18 protein-coding genes and 1 pseudogene are annotated in these 16,638 nt (G+C 68.4%); 14 read left to right on the forward strand and 5 right to left on the reverse strand.

Going from position 1 to position 16,638, the window contains the following annotated elements; genetic code table 11:
- Nucleotides 1–2 precede the first annotated feature (2 nt).
- From EV646_RS10190 to EV646_RS10205, 4 genes are read left to right on the forward strand one after another with little or no spacing between them, the layout of a single operon-like run.
- Nucleotides 3–515, forward strand: coding sequence for a DUF3180 domain-containing protein (locus EV646_RS10190; protein ID WP_241995727.1), 513 nt, complete (start codon nucleotides 3–5; stop codon nucleotides 513–515).
- A gap of 11 nt (nucleotides 516–526) precedes the next feature.
- Nucleotides 527–967, forward strand: a complete 441-nt coding sequence (locus EV646_RS10195; RefSeq protein ID WP_132146626.1) for a hypothetical protein — start codon at nucleotides 527–529, stop codon at nucleotides 965–967.
- Nucleotides 968–989: 22 nt separating this feature from the next.
- Nucleotides 990–1,388, forward strand: a complete 399-nt coding sequence (locus EV646_RS10200) for a hypothetical protein (RefSeq protein WP_132146629.1) — start codon at nucleotides 990–992, stop codon at nucleotides 1,386–1,388.
- A 23-nt stretch (nucleotides 1,389–1,411) separates the two neighbouring features.
- Nucleotides 1,412–2,197, forward strand: a complete 786-nt coding sequence (locus tag EV646_RS10205) for an inositol monophosphatase family protein (RefSeq protein ID WP_132146632.1) — start codon at nucleotides 1,412–1,414, stop codon at nucleotides 2,195–2,197.
- Between the two features lie 52 nt (nucleotides 2,198–2,249).
- Here EV646_RS10205 and EV646_RS10210 read toward each other — a convergent pair whose 3' ends face one another.
- Nucleotides 2,250–3,455, reverse strand: coding sequence for an NADH-quinone oxidoreductase subunit D (locus EV646_RS10210; protein ID WP_132146635.1), 1,206 nt, complete (start codon nucleotides 3,453–3,455; stop codon nucleotides 2,250–2,252).
- Nucleotides 3,456–3,646: 191 nt separating this feature from the next.
- On the opposite strand from EV646_RS10210, the gene EV646_RS10215 reads away from it, so the two are divergent.
- Together EV646_RS10215 and EV646_RS10220 are read left to right on the forward strand one after the other, a co-directional pair.
- Entirely contained in the window at nucleotides 3,647–4,135 is a 489-nt protein-coding gene (locus tag EV646_RS10215) for a PH domain-containing protein (RefSeq protein ID WP_132146638.1), read from the forward strand.
- Nucleotides 4,132–5,622: a PH domain-containing protein gene (locus EV646_RS10220; protein ID WP_132146641.1), complete on the forward strand. Its 1,491-nt coding sequence runs from the start codon at nucleotides 4,132–4,134 to the stop codon at nucleotides 5,620–5,622. Before EV646_RS10215 ends, EV646_RS10220 begins: the two co-directional genes overlap by 4 nt.
- 107 nt (nucleotides 5,623–5,729) lie before the next feature.
- On the opposite strand, the pseudogene EV646_RS40820 reads toward EV646_RS10220, so the two are convergent.
- A pseudogene (locus EV646_RS40820) lies at nucleotides 5,730–6,419 on the reverse strand (SAM-dependent methyltransferase); the annotation flags it as partial.
- Nucleotides 6,362–6,916 carry a 2'-5' RNA ligase family protein gene (locus tag EV646_RS10230; RefSeq protein ID WP_132146647.1) on the reverse strand — a complete coding sequence of 185 codons (555 nt, stop codon included), beginning with the start codon at nucleotides 6,914–6,916 and terminating at the stop codon, nucleotides 6,362–6,364. The pseudogene EV646_RS40820 and the gene EV646_RS10230, both read right to left, overlap by 58 nt.
- A 113-nt stretch (nucleotides 6,917–7,029) precedes the next feature.
- Between EV646_RS10230 and EV646_RS10235 the strand changes: the two genes are divergently transcribed.
- The 7 genes from EV646_RS10235 to EV646_RS10265 all read left to right on the forward strand — a co-directional run bounded on the left by EV646_RS10235 (nucleotide 7,030) and on the right by EV646_RS10265 (nucleotide 13,989).
- Nucleotides 7,030–7,878 (forward strand): Rossmann-like and DUF2520 domain-containing protein, encoded by an 849-nt coding sequence (locus tag EV646_RS10235; protein ID WP_422386703.1) that lies wholly within the window; start codon nucleotides 7,030–7,032, stop codon nucleotides 7,876–7,878.
- Nucleotides 7,875–8,702 (forward strand): pantoate--beta-alanine ligase, encoded by an 828-nt coding sequence (gene panC, locus EV646_RS10240; protein WP_132146653.1) that lies wholly within the window; start codon nucleotides 7,875–7,877, stop codon nucleotides 8,700–8,702. The genes EV646_RS10235 and panC overlap by 4 nt, the downstream gene beginning before the upstream one ends.
- A 22-nt stretch (nucleotides 8,703–8,724) precedes the next feature.
- Nucleotides 8,725–10,377 carry an L-aspartate oxidase gene (locus EV646_RS10245; RefSeq protein WP_132146656.1) on the forward strand — a complete coding sequence of 551 codons (1,653 nt, stop codon included), beginning with the start codon at nucleotides 8,725–8,727 and terminating at the stop codon, nucleotides 10,375–10,377.
- Complete coding sequence (gene nadC / locus EV646_RS10250) at nucleotides 10,370–11,224, forward strand: carboxylating nicotinate-nucleotide diphosphorylase (RefSeq protein WP_132146659.1); 855 nt, start codon at nucleotides 10,370–10,372, stop codon at nucleotides 11,222–11,224. The genes EV646_RS10245 and nadC overlap by 8 nt, the downstream gene beginning before the upstream one ends.
- Nucleotides 11,224–11,979: a type III pantothenate kinase gene (locus EV646_RS10255; protein ID WP_132146662.1), complete on the forward strand. Its 756-nt coding sequence runs from the start codon at nucleotides 11,224–11,226 to the stop codon at nucleotides 11,977–11,979. Before nadC ends, EV646_RS10255 begins: the two co-directional genes overlap by 1 nt.
- Nucleotides 11,980–12,064: 85 nt before the next feature.
- Nucleotides 12,065–12,514 carry a hypothetical protein gene (locus EV646_RS10260; protein WP_132146665.1) on the forward strand — a complete coding sequence of 150 codons (450 nt, stop codon included), beginning with the start codon at nucleotides 12,065–12,067 and terminating at the stop codon, nucleotides 12,512–12,514.
- A 35-nt stretch (nucleotides 12,515–12,549) separates the two neighbouring features.
- Complete coding sequence (locus EV646_RS10265; RefSeq protein WP_132146668.1) at nucleotides 12,550–13,989, forward strand: multicopper oxidase family protein; 1,440 nt, start codon at nucleotides 12,550–12,552, stop codon at nucleotides 13,987–13,989.
- Here EV646_RS10265 and EV646_RS10270 read toward each other — a convergent pair.
- Complete coding sequence (locus EV646_RS10270) at nucleotides 13,977–14,543, reverse strand: carboxymuconolactone decarboxylase family protein (protein ID WP_132146671.1); 567 nt, start codon at nucleotides 14,541–14,543, stop codon at nucleotides 13,977–13,979. The two genes, EV646_RS10265 and EV646_RS10270, sit on opposite strands and share 13 nt — an antisense overlap.
- A gap of 129 nt (nucleotides 14,544–14,672) precedes the next feature.
- Between EV646_RS10270 and EV646_RS10275 the strand changes: the two genes are divergently transcribed.
- Nucleotides 14,673–15,968, forward strand: coding sequence for a hypothetical protein (locus EV646_RS10275; RefSeq protein WP_241995729.1), 1,296 nt, complete (start codon nucleotides 14,673–14,675; stop codon nucleotides 15,966–15,968).
- On the opposite strand, the gene EV646_RS10280 is transcribed toward EV646_RS10275, so the two are convergent.
- Nucleotides 15,954–16,595 (reverse strand): DedA family protein, encoded by a 642-nt coding sequence (locus EV646_RS10280; RefSeq protein WP_132146677.1) that lies wholly within the window; start codon nucleotides 16,593–16,595, stop codon nucleotides 15,954–15,956. The genes EV646_RS10275 and EV646_RS10280 overlap by 15 nt on opposite strands.
- Nucleotides 16,596–16,638 lie beyond the last annotated feature (43 nt).

The raw sequence follows: 16,638 nt of genomic DNA on the forward strand, positions 1-16,638 counted from the left end.
TGGTGTCCGGCGGTACCGAGCCCGGCCGGGCCCCTGGCAAGGAGCCGCCGCGCCCGGGCTCGGTCCGGCCGACCTCGCGCCGGCTGCTGATCGCGATAGCCGTCCTCGGGGCGGCGGTCGGCCTGACCATGGTCAAGGCGATCGAGTCCGGTGGCGGGGTGGCTCCGGCGGTGTCCTGGCTGACCCTGATCGCCTGGGCGTTCCTGGCCGCGCTGCTGTTCGCGGCGGCCCGCAACACCCACCAGCGGATCCAGGTACGGCGCGAACGGGTCGAACCGTCCCGCGCGGTGTTCCTGCTGCTGATCGGTAAGGCGAGTGCGTTCGTCGGCGCGTTGTGCACCGGTGTTTACACAGGGTTCGCGTTATCCTTCCTGGAAGCGGTGAGCTCTTCCGGGCCCCGCAACCGTGTGATCATGGCCGGTGCCGCGGCGGTGGTCTCTGTGCTGGTCGTCACGGCCGGATTGTTGCTCGAACGTGCGTGTCGCATTCCCGAGGACCCCGACGAAACCCCCTAACATGTCGGTCCATGGGGTCAAGGGGTAGCCGCCGTCGAACCAAGGCCACAGTTCTCACCGTCGCCAACTCGCTGCTGGTCATCGTCTGCGCGGGCGTGTCCATCGCCCTCTTCTCGCAGAATCAGTGGATCCTGCGCGCCGCCGCGGTCGTCGCTGCCCTGGTCGCCATCGGCGCCTCCCTGCTGGTCCGTCACCAGCTCCTGGTCGAACGCCTCGCCCATGCCGACGAACGGGCCCAGGTGGCTCAGGAGTACTCGCGGATCACCAGCGCCCGGGTGGTCGAGAACGCGGAGTTCGTCGACCTGATGCAACGCCGGCTGGACAAGATCGACGAGCGGCTGGACAAGATCGACCAGGAGGTCGCCACGGTCGTCGCGGCCGGCGACAAGCACTCCCAGGCCGACGCCCCCACCGTCGTCGACCTCAAGCTGCGAGGCCTGGCCGCCTCCTGAGCCGCACCTCATACTGCAGTGTATGGGGCTGGACGCGAACTACCCGGCCGTGACGATGAACGACCCGAACGGGCATGTCACGGTCTACAACCAGGATCATGTCCCGATCGGCCGGCTTGGCCCGACGCCGTTCGAGTCGCCGTCCGTCAACGTGACCTGCCGCCGTACCGCCTGGGAGGACCGGGACTGGTACCGCTTGCTCAACCCGGACGGCTGGGATGCGCCGGCCACGTCCGCCTATGTCTCGGCCGACGAGACGCACGAGCTGAATCCCGGCCAGCCGTACCCGATCCCGTCCTGCAAGAACCTCGGCTGCCGCCGCAAGGCCGGCCAAGCCGCCGCCGCGGGTGTCCTCGCCGCTGGTGCCATCACGGCGATCCGGTCCTGGCGCCGTAGATCGGACAGCCCCGGCACGGCTTGAGGCGGTCGCGTAGGTTCGGGGCTGTGGATATCGCCGGACTGCTGAAGGTTGCCGAGGCTGCGGTCGATCGAGCGCGGGTGGTGACGGACTCGCGGCGGCCGGGGGCGCTGACCTTCAAGGGCGACCGGGATATGGCGTCCGAGGTGGACTTCGCGGTCGAGCGAGAGGTACGGGCGTTCCTGGAGCGCGAGACGCCGGAGATCGGCGTACTCGGTGAGGAAGAGGGCGGTGCCACCGATGGGGTTCGGTGGGTGCTCGATCCCATTGATGGGACGGTCAACTTCGTCCACGGGGCGCCGTTGTGGGGGATCTCGCTAGGGTTGATCGCCGAGGGCCGTGCGGTGGCGGGAGTGATCGACCAGCCGGCGCTCGGGACGAGGTATGCCGCCGCCGAAGGACAGGGCGCGACCTGCAACGGTACGGCGATTCGCGGCAGCGACTGCACCGACCTGATCGACGCATTGGTTGCCGCGGGCGACTATACGGTCGGGCCGGACGCCGACGCGTTGAACGTGGAGCGCCTGGAGGTCGTTCGGCTGCTGATCCCGCGGGTGCAGCGGATCCGCCAGATCGGCACTGCGGCGACCGCGCTGACCTGGGTCGCGGCCGGCCACTTCGACGCGATGGTGATGTTCTCCAACAAGCCCTGGGACACAATGGCCGGCGTCGCCATCGCCCGCGAGGCCGGCGTCCGGGTGCTCGACGTCGACGGCTCAGAGCACACCCCGGAGTCGCGCGGCACGGTCGCGGTGGCGGCCGGAATCGCCGACCCCTTCCTCGAACTGGTCCGCGAGGCGACCGGCGGCTGACCTTTCCGGAAGATCACTGCCACCCAGCGCAAACTATGTTCCGGAAACCTCGCTACTTGTCGATGTCGCCGACGACGAAGAACATGCTGCCGAGGATGGCGATCATGTCGGGGATGACCGTGCCCGGGAGCAGGGCCGGCAACGCGGAGATGTTGTTGAAGCTGGCCGAGCGGAGCTTGAGTCGCCAGGGGGTCTTGTCGCCGCGGGAGACGAGGTAGTAGCCGTTGATGCCGAGTGGGTTCTCGGTCCAGGCGTAGGTCTGGCCCTCCGGGACCTTGAGGATCTTGGGCAGCCGCACGTTGACCGGCCCGGCCGGCATCGACGACAGCTTGTCGAGGCAGGCGTCGACCAGGTCGAGTGAGACCTTGACCTGTTCGAGCAGCACCCAGAAGCGGGCGAAGCAGTCGCCGTCGGGCCGGGTGACCACCCGCAGTACGCCGTCGCGGAGCAACTCGTCGTACGCGAGATAGGGCTCGTCGCGGCGGAGGTCGGCGTCGACGCCGGAGGCGCGGGCGATCGGGCCGGAGACGCCGTACTGGGCGATGAGTTCGGGGGAGAGCTTGCCGACACCGACCGTACGGGCGCGGAAGATTTCGTTGCCGAGGATGAGGTCCTCGATGTCGGGCAGTCGCTTGCGAACCGCGGCCGAGGCGGCGGAGGCGCGGCCGAGCCAGCCATACGGCAGGTCCTCCTTGAGGCCGCCGACCCGGTTGAACATGTAGTGCATCCGGCCGCCGGACAACTCCTCCATCACCGCCTGGAGGGTCTCGCGCTCGCGGAAGGCGTAGAAGACCGGCGTGATCGCGCCGAGCTCGAGCGGGTAGGAGCCGAGGAACATCAGGTGGTTCAGCACCCGGTTCAGTTCGGCCAGCAGGGTGCGCAGCCAGATCGCGCGTACTGGAACCTCCAGGCCCATCATCCGCTCGACCGCGAGTACGACGCCGAGCTCGTTGGCGAAGGCGGACAGCCAGTCGTGCCGGTTGGCCAGCACAATGATCTGCCGGTAGTCACGGACCTCGAACAGCTTCTCGGCGCCGCGGTGCATGTAACCGACGATCGGCTCGCAACCGACGATCCGCTCGCCGTCCAGGGTCAGCCGCAGCCGGAGCACGCCGTGCGTCGCCGGGTGCTGCGGGCCGATGTTGAGCACCATGTCGGTGGTCGCCAGCTCCGAGCCGCTCCCGGTCCCACCCCGCTCGTACGCGGGGTCGAACCCAGCGGCTCCCGCGCCGACTCCCACCACTCTTTCGGTACTCATAACCCATAGTGTGCCGTGGACGGTGCAGGTTGGCGCTGCTGACGCCCAGGCACGCACCTCGCTGCGTTGGAGGAGCGTCCACGATGAAACCCGCATCGAGGACGCTCCTCCGCCTTGCGATGCACGCACCTGGACGCCAGCATCACTCAACCTGCACCGTCCACGGCACACATTCGTGACAGGCTTAGGGTGTGGACGACCTCTTCGCACCTTCGGATGTCAGCTGGACGCCGGTGTCGCCGAAGCTGGCCGCGGTTCGGCGGGTGAACGCTGCGATCATCTTCGGCGTCCTCGCGATCGTGGCGCTGATCGCACTCGGGATGTCCCTGGGCTGGACGTACGGCGTACTCGGGCTGCTCGTGGTCGCGGGCGGCTTCGCCTGGGCGTGGGTGTTGATCGGGCGGAACCAGCGGTCCTGGAAGTACGCCGAACGCGAGGACGAACTGCTGGTCAGCCACGGCATCATGTTCCGGCAGCTGGTCGTCGTCCCGTACGGGCGGATGCAGTTCGTCGACGTCGCGGCCGGGCCGCTGGAGCGGGCGTTCGGGATCGCGACGGTGGAGCTGCACACGGCCACGCCGGCGACCGACGCGAAGATCCCTGGGCTGCATCCGGACGAGGCGAGCCGGCTGCGTGACCGCCTCTCCGCCCTCGGCCAGGCGCAGGCGTGGGGCCTGTGACCGAGCCGACACCCGGGCCGACCGGGCCCGCGGGGCCTGTGACCGAGCCGACGCCCAGCTCGACGCCCAGCCCGACCGCCGAGCCGCAGACTGCCCCGCCGCCGGCCGGCGAGAAGACCGGTGCGCGTCTCCACCCGCTGACGCCGTTCGTCAAGGGCTGGGGGTACTTCGTCGTCGCCGCGGTCGCGATGGTGAACAACGAGAGCCTGCGCACCAATCTCGAGCTCGCCGGGATCGGTCTGCTGGCGGTCCTGGTCGGCGGGATCCTGCTCGGCGCGCTGTCCTGGTGGTTCACCAAGTGGCAGCTGACCGACGAGGCGATCCGGGTCGACAGCGGCTTCCTGTTCCGGCGGACCCGGATCATCCGGTTCGACCGGATCCAGGCGATCGACGTCGCGCAGCCGTTCGTCGCCCGCCTGTTCGGGATGGCCGAGCTGCGGATGGACGTCGCCGGCGGCGGCAAGAGCGACGGCAAGCTGAGCTACTTCACGTACGACGAAGCCGGCAAGCTCCGGTCGCTCCTTCTACTCCGGGCCAAGGGACAGCACGCCGTAGAGCACGATCCTCAGCAGCCCGAGCCGGAGCCGCTTCTCGTCGTACCGACGAGCCGTCTGCTCGGTGCGACGCTGCTGTCGTCCACAGTGGTTGCCAGCGTCGGCGGTCTGGTCTGGCTGATCGTGGCCACCACGGTGCTGGACTTCCACATCGGTCTGTTCGCTGGTCTGCCGCTGCTGCTCGGTGTGGTGCAGCCGATCTGGAAGCAGGTCGTCGGCAATCATGGCTTCACGCTGTCTGAGACCCACGACGGCCTGCGGACCAAGCGCGGCCTGTTCGACGTGCAGCGGCAGACTGTGCCGCCTGGGCGCGTGCAAGGCCTGCTGATCACTGAGCCGCTCATCTGGCGTCTGATCGGCTGGTCCCGGGTAGAGCTGGACATCGCCGGTCTTGTAGGCAACCCGGCCGACGGCGACGACGCCCGAGAAGGCGCTCAACTCCTGCCAGTGGGTGACCGCGCAGAGGTCGCCGGCGTACTAGCCCGCGTGCTGCCCGGTCTCGACCTGTCCCGCATCGAGATGCACCAGGCGCCAGAGCGAGTGAAGTGGTTACGCCCGATTGGCTGGCGCTATCTCGCGTACGGCGCCGACGACCAGGTCCTCGTCACAGTCCGCGGCTGGGTGAGCCGCCAGACGTCTGTCGTGCTGCACCACAAGACCCAGTCGGTTGCCTTGAGCCAAGGACCCATTCAGCGCCGCTTCCGCCTCGCGAACGTCGCCATACACACCCCGCTAGGCCCAACCAACGCCGTCGCCCTCCACCAGGACGTGAACGTGGCGGCAGCGCTGGTGACGGCTCAGGCCGACAGAGCCCGGGAAGCGCGTCGTACGGCGGCCTCGTCGGCGGCTGTCCACACCCAGCCGAACCCACCGAGCCCAGACGGGTCCAGCAGTTCCGCAGCTTCACCAGCCGACGACAGCTCGGCGATGTAACGCAGTGGGTCCGTCTGAGCGAGCTCGAGGCTCGGACGGGCCGCACTAACGCCAAGGGCCTGCAGCGCATCCCTCTGCATAACAAGGGAGCCGCCGAGCGAGTCCAGGGCCACGTGGGCTGTCACATCGCACGAGCCGTCCAGCACGGGGTCGCATTCTCGGCCGGCGCGGAAGCCGGTCACGGTCCCGTACGGCGGTCGGCCCGCACGCACATGGCCGTAATCGATCGCCACGGCGACGCCGCCGGGAGCGAGTCGCCCGACGACGTCAGCCCAGGCCTGATCGCGCGTCAACCCGATCTCGGCCCGGTCACCCGGCTCGGCCAACGGCCACCAGGTCTCGAGCCACGCCAGGTCGTTGCCCTCGACAACATCGCCGAGGGACCAGTCCGCGAGCAGATAGCGCGGTACGCCGTCCTCGTCGAGCTCGGCTACCTCGCACGGGACGTTGTCCAGCCACTCATTTGCGATGACCAGGCCGGCGGTAGAGGGCAGCGAGTCGTCCAGCTCGACCTCGACCACCTCGAGGCCTTCAGAACGCAGTACGCGGCCCAGCTCGCCGGAGCCGGCCCCGACGTCCACGACCTCGCTAGCGCCCACCGCACGTGCCAGCCGGGCCACGGCCTGGCCGAACAGCTCCGACGCGTGCACCGATGTCCGGAAGTGCGCAGCCGGTCGCTCCCGGCGATAGAACCCGTCAGGTCCGTAGAGCGCCGCGTCCCACGCCTCTCGAAAGGTCGTCAACTCAGCGGTACTGCGTCGAACTGCCGCCACACACCCTGCTCGTCCTCCCGCCACAAGCCCAACTCGGAGAGCAGAACGCTGGGCGCAGGTGCAGCGGCCAGAGCCGCCTGAGCCTCAGCAAGGACGGCAGGACCGCCCTGCGAAGCCGACGAGATGGTCAGGTGCGGATGCGGGTCCGGGAACTCACCGCCGTACGGCGGACACTCCGGGAAGGCCTGGAACACTGAGTACAGCAGCGAGACGACCTGCGCGAATGGCTCAGGCCGCAGCCACACCGTGCCGTTCGGGAACTGCCCAGCCGTCGGGAAGCTCAGCTCGAAGGGCTCGAACGACTCCACAGCCTCAGCCAGCCGCCGTACGTCGTCAGACGTCGGCTCGACGACCCAGGGCACCAGCACGGTGACGTGCGGTGGGATCAGCTCGGTCAACGGAACCTGCGGCCGCGCGGTCGACCTGGACACCGATCGCCACCTGTCGGTGTAGTCCGCCAGCGAAGGCACTGTGATCAGCACCGCAGTCAGCCCGGTCCGCTCCGCCCACTTGTCGCTCACGCAGAAGATCCTCCCATCTGTGACTCACGACTCGGCGACTGTCCACGCTTGTCAGCACTACCCTTGAGAGCACGTCGTCTGGTACCCGCCCTGCCGGGACTGGAACGAAGAGAGTGAGCATGGAACGCATCGGCATTGTCGGCTCCGGCCGGGCCGGTAGCGCCTTGGGAGCAGCCTTGGCGTCCGCCGGACACCCGGTGGTCGGGGTCACCGCCCGCTCGCGCGCGTCACAGGAACGCGCCGCGCGGCTTCTTCCGCATGTACCGGTACTGACCACCTTCGACGTCACCATCCGGTCCGACGTCGTCCTGGTCGCCGTACCGGACGACGCCATCCACGAGGTGGCGGCCCAACTACCTCTCACCAGCGATCAGTACGTCGTACACCTGTCCGGGGCGCATGGTCTCAAGCCGCTGCAAGGGCTCAGGGCGACTCCAGTGGCTCTGCACCCGCCGATGACCTTCACTGGCGACTCCGTGAAGCTAGACGACGTCGTGTTCACGGCGACCGCGCCGACCGAGGCCAGGGCGATGGTCGAGCGGCTGGTGAAGGCGCTCGGGGCGCAGGTGCAGTGGGTGGCCGAAGAGCATCGCGCGCTCTACCACGCGGGCGTCGTACACGGTGCGAACCACCTGACGACCCTGCTGGCCCAGGCGTTCGCCGTACTGCGTGAAGCGGGGATCGAGGATCCGGCTGCGACACTCCGGCCGCTCCTGACAGCAACCCTCGACAACACGCTGCGGTCCGGTCATGATGCGCTCACCGGGCCGATTGCCCGGGGCGATGTCGACACGGTGGCAGCACATCTTGCGGTACTGCGGGACCCGCCAGCGAGCACGTACGCCGAACTGGCCCGCGCGACGATGGAGTTGGCGACAGCGAACGGACGGCTGGACGGCGAGACGGCAGCCCGTTTCACAGAGGTGCTGGATCGGTATCGAACAGGGGAGGCACCGCGATGAGACTGACCCAGACGAAGGCCGAGTTGCGAGCGGCCGCGGCGATCCGCCCACGCGCGGTCGTGATGACGATGGGCGCCTTGCACGACGGCCATGCGGCCTTGCTGGCGGAAGCCCGCGAGCGGGTCGGGCCGGACGGCAGCGTGGTGCTGACCATCTTCGTGAACCCGTTGCAGTTCGGGCCCTCCGAGGACTTCGACCGGTATCCGCGGACGCTGGCCAGCGACCTGGCGATCGCCAAGAACGAAGGCGTCGACCTGGTCTTCAACCCGTCCCGCGACGAGCTCTACCCGAACGAGCCGTCCATCACCGTGCATCCGGGCCCGCTCGCGGACGAGCTGGAGGGAATGGTCCGGCCGGGGCACTTCGCCGGCGTACTCACGGTTGTCGCCAAGATGCTGCACCTGACGGCGCCCGACCTGGCCCTGTTCGGTGAGAAGGACTATCAGCAGCTCACGCTGATCCGCGAGATGGTCTGCGACCTGGACTGGGACGTCGACATCGTGCCGGTGCCGACCGTGCGGGAGGCCGACGGCCTCGCCTTGTCCTCACGCAATCGGTACCTGGATGAGACCGAGCGTGACGAGGCGCTGGTTCTCTACCGGGCCCTCACCGCCGGCGCAAAGGCCGGGATGAACGGTCCGGACGCCGTGATGGCCGCCGCCCACGCCGAACTCGAGGCCGTGCCATCGGTGAAGATCGACTATCTGGCCCTGCGCGCGCCCGACCTCGGCCCGGTCATCGGCCCCGGTGAAGCCCGCATGCTGATCGCCGCCCGGGTAGGTACGACTCGTCTCATTGACAACATTTCCATCACGCTCCGATGAAATCGGTTGATACGGTCACCAAATGACCGCTCCCGCTGTGCCCCAACGGCTGGCCGCGCCCAAACCCGGCTGGACCGACACCGTCGACGTGGTGGTGATCGGTTCCGGGATCGCCGGACTGACCGCCGCGCTCAAGGCTCGTGAACTCGGCTCTGTGCTGGTGGTGACGAAGGACGTCGTCGCCTCCGGCTCGACCCAGTGGGCCCAGGGCGGTATCGCCGCGGCCCTCGACCCGGAGGACTCGCCCGAGGACCACCTGCACGACACCCTGGTCGCCGGCGCCGGGCTCTGCGACGAGGACGCCGTACGGGCGCTGGTGACCGAGGGACCGGACGCGGTGCGCGACCTGATCGACCTGGGCGCGCGGTTCGACACCATCGACGGGGATCTGTCGCTCACGCGGGAAGGTGGGCATCACCGCAACCGCATCGCCCACGCCGGTGGTGACGCGACCGGAGCGGAGATCGAGCGAGCGCTGGTCGCGGCGGTGAAGCGGGCCAAAGACATCCGGTTGATCGAGCACGCGCTGGTCATCGACTTGCTAACCGCGTCGGATGGCGCCGTCGCTGGGGTCACGTTGCACGTGATGGGTGAGGGCCAACTCGACGGTGTCGGCGCGATCCGGAGTCGCGCGGTGATCCTCGCATCGGGCGGCATCGGCCAGTTGTACGCCGCGACGACGAACCCGAGCGTGTCGACTGGTGACGGCATGGCACTCGCGCTGCGGGCCGGGGCGAAGGTGCGTGACCTGGAGTTCGTGCAGTTCCACCCGACCGTGCTGTGGCTGGGCAAGAGCGCGAAAGGCCAGCAGCCGTTGGTGTCCGAGGCCGTCCGGGGTGAGGGCGCCTTCCTGGTGGATCACGAGGGCAATCGGTTCATGCAAGGTCAGCACGAGCTGGCCGACCTGGCGCCGCGGGACATCGTGGCGAAGGCGATCATGCGGCAGATGCTTGCCACCGGCAAGGATCACGTCTATCTCGACGCCCGGCACTTCGGCGACGAGAAGTGGCGGGTCCGCTTCCCCACCATCCTGGCGTCCTGCCGGTCGCACGGTATCGACCCGGTGCGCGAGCTGATCCCGGTCGCGCCGGCGTGCCACTACTCGTCCGGTGGTGTCTGGACCGACCTGCACGGGCAGACGTCCGTGCCCGGGCTCTACGCCTGCGGTGAGGTTGCGTGTACGGGAGTTCATGGCGCCAACCGCCTCGCCTCGAACTCCCTGCTCGAAGGCCTCGTCTTCGCTCGTCGCATCGCCGCACAGCTGGCCAACGAGTTGCCCGAGCTGCGCGAGCCAGCGGCCGACACCCGAGTGCCCGGGCTGGTCGACGCGGACGTCGTACCTGAGCTGGAGCGGGTGATGACAGTTGGAGCCGGAGTGATCCGGAGCGCGACCGGGTTGTCCGAGGCAGGGGCGACGCTCGGCAAGCTGATCGAGCAGCCGGCCGGTGAGCCTGGTACGCCGGGCTGGGAGGCGACGAACCTGGTCACGGTCGCGTCCGCGCTGATCGCCGCCGCCACCGCGCGCGAGGAAAGCCGCGGCTCGCACTGGCGTGAGGACCACCCGGATCGCGACGACCTGAACTGGTCGGGCAATCTGGACATCACCCTTCCCGCCGAGGGCCCACGTACGACGTTTGTGCCGCACAAGACCGAGGAGAATCACCAGCATGGATGAGACCGTCGACAGGGAACGGGTCGTCGACCTCGTCCGGGCCACCATCGAGGAGGACCTGGCCGGCGGCGTCGACGTCACCACCACGTCCACCGTCGATCCCGATCAGCTGTCGATCGCGGAGCTGGTCGCCCGGGCCGACGGCGTCGTCGCGGGTCTGGAGATCGCCGAGCTGGTGATGCGGCAGGTCGCCGCGCCGGACGACGTCGAGATCGAGCACGGCGTGACCGACGGCGCCTCCGTGCACGAGGGCGACGTACTGATGACGATTCGCGGCAAGACGCGGCAGCTGCTCACCGCCGAGCGCACCGCCCTCAACCTGCTCTGCCACCTCTCCGGCGTCGCCACACTGACGCGCCGCTGGGTGGACGCGGTCGAGGGGACCGGCGCGGTCATCCGCGACACCCGCAAGACCATGCCCCTGCTGCGGATCCTGGAGAAGTACGCCGTTCGCTGCGGCGGCGGCAAGAATCACCGGATGGGCTTGTCCGATGCGGCGCTGATCAAGGACAACCACGTGATCGCCGCCGGTGGGGTCGCCGAGGCGTTTCGCCTGGTCCGCAAGGCCTATCCGGACATCGCGATCGAGGTCGAGGTGGACTCGGTCGAGGACGCGCTGATCGCGGTCGAGTCCGGTGCCGAGCTGATCCTGCTGGACAACATGGACGTGCCGCAGCTGGTTGACGCGGTCTCGAAGGTGGCGGGCCGGGCGCGGCTCGAAGCGTCCGGAGGATTGACGCTGGACCAGGCCCGCGCGGTCGCGGAGACCGGTGTCGACTTTCTCGCGGTCGGAGCGTTGACCCACTCAGCGCCCGTACTGGACATCGCCTTGGATCTCCGGGAAGCCTGATGCTGCTAGCCGTCGCGGTCGAGAACACCAGGACGCTGGTCGGCCTGGTCTTCGAGGGCACGGTCAAACGGCATTGGTGGGTCGGCACGGATCCCCGTCGTACGGCGGATGAGTGGGCGGTGCTGCTCCAGGGCCTGCTCAGCGGGGAGTCGCCGGTGAGCGGGATCGCGGTGTGTTCCGCCGTACCGCATGTGCTGCACGAGCTGCGGGAAGTGGTCGCGCGGTACTACCACGACGTGCCGGGTGTCGTGGTCGAGCCGGGCGTGAAGACCGGACTGCCGGTGCTGGTGGACAACCCGCGCGAGGTCGGCACCGACCGGATCGCCAACGCGCTCGCCGCGGTCAACCTGTACGGCGCTCCGTGTGTCGTCGTCGATGTGGGTACGGCGATCACCATCGACGTCGTCAACCCCGCCGGCGCCTTCATCGGCGGGGTGATTGCCCCCGGCATCGAAACCGCGACCGATGCCCTCGGCAACGCGGCGGCCCAGCTCCGCCGGGTCGAACTGGTCCGGCCCCGCTCGGTGGTGGCCAAGAACACCGTCGAGGCCCTCCAGTCCGGCGCCGTCCACGGTTTCGCGGCGATGATCGACGGTCTCGTCAGCCGCATCTGCGCCGAGCAGGCCCTGGATCCTCCGGTGGTCCTGACTGGAGCGCTCGCGCCACTGGTCGCCGAGCAGCTGACAACACCGGTCCGCAACGAACCGTTACTGACCCTGCACGATCTGTATCGAGCGTTTGCCCGGAACAACTAACTGCCCTTTTGGGCATAACCCTCTTGTGCGTTGGGGTGACCTGGCTCACCATGAGGTAACGGATTTCCGGGGGTTGGGGAGAATTATGAAGTCTGTATACCGTGCGTTGGCCGGCCTGATCTCGATCTGTGTGGTGATCCAGGCGATGGCGATCGCACTCGCGTGGTTCACCGTCCTCAAGGACACCGACGACGGCCTGGTGTTCGACAAGAACTCGGACCCCAACGTCGGCCACCTTATCCACAGCATCGTCGGGAGCATGGTCATCCCGCTGCTCGCGATCCTGCTGCTGATCATCTCGTTCTTCGCGAAGGTCGAGGGTGGCGTCAGGTGGGCGCTGTACGTGTTCGGCCTGGTCGCGTTGCAGTTCGGGCTGGCCGCCGCCTCCTTCGGTGCACCTGTGGTCGGCGCACTGCACGGAGCGAACGCGTTCGCACTGCTCGCGGTCGCCGGCATCGCGGCCAGAAAGGCGGCCGCTTCATCGACCGTGACCACGGCGGCATCGGCCGAGACCAGCACCGAGGCGACCGCATAGATGCCTTTGGCAACTGACGGCCAGTCCGCTTCGGCATGATGATGGCGAAGCGGCCCGGTCGCCGTACGGTGATCGCGCTGGTGGCGACGCTCGTCGTACTGGCGCCGATCGCGTGGTTCTGGCAGCGCAGCCTGGTGCCCGGTGACCTGTCGCCGATGGCAATGGGGTACGCCGACTACGGCGGCGGGCCGGCGACGCACACCCACCACGGGCAGGACGTCAGCACGCTCAAAGGACCATCCGGGCCGGCCGACGTCACGGTGGATCTCGTCGCGCGCAAGGAGCGCTTCGACGTCCCCGGCCGCGGCCCGATGAGCGGCTACACCTTGAACCACACCTCGCCCGGGCCGCAGATCGTCGCGAAACAAGGCGATCTGATCCAGGTGACCCTGCACAACGAGTCCGTCCCCGAAGGCATCACCCTGCATTGGCACGGCGTCGACGTACCGAACGCCGAGGACGGCGTCGCCGGAGTCACCCAAGACGCCATCGGCCCCGGGCAAAGCTTCGTCTACCGCTTCGTCGCCAAGGACGCCGGCACCTACTGGTACCACTCCCACCAGGTCTCACACGAGCAGGTCAAGAAGGGCCTGTACGGCGTACTCGTCGTCCAGCCAACGGCCACAGACGTCGTCGCCGCGGTGCACACCTATGACAAGGTCCGGACCGTCAACGGCGGGTACGGCGAACGCCGGGTGGCTGCGCCTGGATCGACGGTCCGCGTCCGGCTGATCAACACCGACAACGGACCGATGATCGCCTGGGTCGACGGAGCGCCGTACCGCGTGATGGCGGTGGACGGGACCGACGTCAACGAACCGAGTGAGGTGAGCGGCAAGTCCGTGGTCGTCACCGCGGGTGGGCGGATCGACCTGCAGGTGACCATGCCGCAGGGATCAGCGGTTCGGATCGGTCTCGGCGGCGGGCCGACGACGCTGGTGATCGGCGACGGCAACGCACCGACGGGAGCTCAGCCGAGCGACCCGGTCGACCTGCTGTCCTACGGCAAACCCGCAGACCTCGGTTTCGATCCGGCGAAGGCAACCCGGAACTTCAACTACAACATCGGCCGCAGCCCCGGCTTCTTCGACGGCAAGCCCGGCCTGTGGTGGACGATCAACGGCCACCAGTTCCCGGACGTTCCGATGTTCATGGTGACCGAGGGCGACGTCGTACGGATGACGATCAAGAACACGTCCGGGCAGGTCCACCCGATGCATCTGCATGGCCACCACGTCGTCGTACTGAGCCGCGACGGGGTTGCCGCCACCGGCAGCCCTTGGTGGACCGACTCGCTCAACGTCGAGGACAACGAGACCTACGAGGTAGCCTTCGTCGCCGACAACCCGGGGATCTGGATGGACCACTGCCACAACCTGCCGCATGCAGCGCAGGGCCTGGTTACTCACCTGATGTACAGCGGCGTGAGCACCAACTTCCACCTGGGTGGCAAGCCGAGCAATCAGCCGGAGTGATCGATCGGGCGGCCGACCGTCAACGCGACCCGGAGGTTCTCGGGGAGTGAGTTGTACGCGCTGTCGGGCGGCGTGCCGGTGGAGTCGAGGGTCTTCGAGAAGAAGCAGCGGGCTGCGGCGGCCAGGACGACGCCGAACACGTCGTCGTCGCTGAGGCCGACGGCCTTCAGTTCGTCCACGTCCGACTGGCTGATGCTGTCGGCGGACAGCGCCACCTTGCGGGCGAACTCGATGATCGCCCGGTCGACCGGGTCGTTGGCCGGTTCTTGCGCGAGCGCCACCACCTCCTCGGAGGTGTAGAACTTGTCGGCCAGGACCTTGCCGTGGGCGAGGCAGCAGTAGCTGGATTTCAGCGCCGTCGCCGCGCCCAGCGTGGCCAGCTCGTAGCGGCGCAGATCCATCGAGGACCTGATCGCGCCATTCAGCTGCCGCCAGGCCGCGTAGATCTCGGGCCGGCCCGAGAAGAGCTGCACGAAGTTCGGGATGTAGCCGGCCGGGTCCCGGTTGGCGTCGTAGAAGCTGTCGTCTGCCTTCGCCGTACTGATGTATGACATGTCGACCCCCTTCGCTTGCACGGTACGCCGCCGAGGCAACGATGTGGTCACGGGCAGCCGAGGTGGGTACCTGATACTGGGTAAGGTTCACCCGGTCGGTTGTGGGGCAGCTGAGACGAGGTGGTCGGGGTGCGGCGAGTGCTTGCCGCGGCGCTGGCGATGGTGGTCGGCGCGGCCACGCTGACCGCTTGCGCGTCGGATCCGACCCCCACCGATGTCACGGTCGGCTGGTCGGGTGACGGCCGTACGGCGGTCGAGGTCACCTGGAAGGACGACAACGCGCCGAACCGGATCACCATCGAGGGTGTGCTCAGCACCAGTCCGTCGTACGTGAAGTATCTCAGTGCGGGCGAGCCGAACAGCTGGGCCATTCCGACCTCGGCCTTTCCGGCGGACGGCAACTACAAGGTGGCGGTCGCCATCGGTACGTCGCAGGGCGGGGTGACCAGCAAGCTCGCCCGCTCGGACGTCTTCGACACCGACGGCCCGGTCCGGCCGATCAACGCGGCCGCATCGCCGCGAGGGAACGGCGTGCTCATGACCTGGTCGGTGCCGCCGGCGCCGCAGGACTTCACCCCGAACGACCCGCTCGACGTGAAGGACCGGACCCAGCGGTATGTCCCGGTGCTGGCCAAGCCGGGGCAGCGGCTGGAGGTGATCGGCGCCGGTACGACGTCGACGCAGCAGCTGATCAAGAGCCTCAGGCCGCCGTACGTGTTCCAGCTCCGGGTGCAGAACGAGTGGGGCGCGCGGGCCGGCGGTCAGGTACTCGGCCTGACCACCTCGGTCACGGCGGCCATTCCGTCCAAGGCGCGGTTCAGCCTGCGGGCGAAGATCCGCGGCCGGGTCGTCGTCCAACAGGTGGTCTGCCCACCGGAGAGTGCTTGCACTCAGCAACGAGCCACCCCCGCCGGTGTCCCGGTGGTGCTGCTGACGCAGCCGACGCCGGGGGCGCGCTGGACTCCGGCGGGGCGCGGTAAGACGACAGCCGGCGGTCACTACGAGATCAGCGTGGTGACCGGCCCGACCCGGCCGTACAAGGTCATCGTCCCGGTCAGCAGCAGAGTGGGCTCCATCACCGACACGTCGAGCAGCAAAGCGTCGTTGACCCGCAGTGTGGTCCGGGTCGCGCTGGCCGGGATCGCCGGCGGGCAGAACAAGAAGGTCGGCAGCGCTGCGACGATCTACACCTGGGTGCTCCCGGCGACGATGAACTCGAACGTTGTGCTGCAGATGTGGAACCAGAAGCTGCACCGCTGGGTGTTCGTCCGGGTCACCCCGATGCGCGCGGGCAAGACGCAGTTCACCTTCCCGCTGAAGAAGCCGGGCGCCTACGTGTACCGGTACCTGATCCCGAACTCCGTGATGGCCGGCCGCCAGCTGGCCGGGACCGTGACCGGGCACATCCCGCTATACGTCCGCTGACTCGGGCTCCTTGGCGGGGTTCCGCCGCTTGATCTTGTAGAACGAGTACGCCGCGACGCCCGCCAGCGCCAGTACGACGAGCGCCCACACGGACAGCTGGCCGAACAGCTTGTCGGCGTTGTCGCCGATGTGGAAGGCGACCAGCCCGATCGTGGTCGCCCAGGCGATGCCGCCGGTCGCGTTCGCGGCCAGGAACTGCGGATACGGCATCCGGAGCATGCCCGCCATCGGGCCGGCGAAGATGCGGAGCAGGGCGACGAAGCGGCCGAAGAAGACCGTCCAGACGCCGTACCGATGGAAGTACTTCTCGGCCCGGACGATGCGCTCCTCGGAGAAGTGGTGGAAGCGCCGGCCGAGGCGCTCGAACAGGCCGCGGCCTGCCTTGCGGCCGATGTAATAGCCGACCGAGTCGCCGATGATCGCCCCGGCGGCCGCCGCGCCGATCACGAACTCCAGCTTGAGGTCACCCTGCGAAGCCAGCAGCGCCGCCGCGATCAGCGTGGTCTCACCGGGTAACGGCACCCCCATGCTCTCGACGCCGATGACCAGACCGACGACCAGATAAGCGACGATCGCCACTCCTCCGGTCGGAATGACGATCGCCAGTGCGTGCCACGGTTCCCCCACGCCACTATCTTGACACCCCCGGACAACCGATTACTTGACGGGA

The organism is Kribbella antiqua, from assembly GCF_004345665.1.
GTDB lineage: Bacteria > Actinomycetota > Actinomycetes > Propionibacteriales > Kribbellaceae > Kribbella > Kribbella antiqua.

Coding starts and splice junctions, on each gene's coding strand:
- EV646_RS10245 (WP_132146656.1), top strand. CDS start 8,725: ATGACCGCTCCCGCTGTGCCCCAACGGCTGGCCGCGCCCAAACCCGGC.
- EV646_RS10270 (WP_132146671.1), bottom strand. CDS start 14,543: ATGTCATACATCAGTACGGCGAAGGCAGACGACAGCTTCTACGACGCC.
- EV646_RS10260 (WP_132146665.1), top strand. CDS start 12,065: ATGAAGTCTGTATACCGTGCGTTGGCCGGCCTGATCTCGATCTGTGTG.
- EV646_RS10195 (WP_132146626.1), top strand. CDS start 527: ATGGGGTCAAGGGGTAGCCGCCGTCGAACCAAGGCCACAGTTCTCACC.
- EV646_RS10255 (WP_132146662.1), top strand. CDS start 11,224: ATGCTGCTAGCCGTCGCGGTCGAGAACACCAGGACGCTGGTCGGCCTG.
- EV646_RS10210 (WP_132146635.1), bottom strand. CDS start 3,455: ATGAGTACCGAAAGAGTGGTGGGAGTCGGCGCGGGAGCCGCTGGGTTC.
- panC (WP_132146653.1), top strand. CDS start 7,875: ATGAGACTGACCCAGACGAAGGCCGAGTTGCGAGCGGCCGCGGCGATC.
- EV646_RS10200 (WP_132146629.1), top strand. CDS start 990: ATGGGGCTGGACGCGAACTACCCGGCCGTGACGATGAACGACCCGAAC.
- nadC (WP_132146659.1), top strand. CDS start 10,370: ATGGATGAGACCGTCGACAGGGAACGGGTCGTCGACCTCGTCCGGGCC.
- EV646_RS10265 (WP_132146668.1), top strand. CDS start 12,550: ATGATGATGGCGAAGCGGCCCGGTCGCCGTACGGTGATCGCGCTGGTG.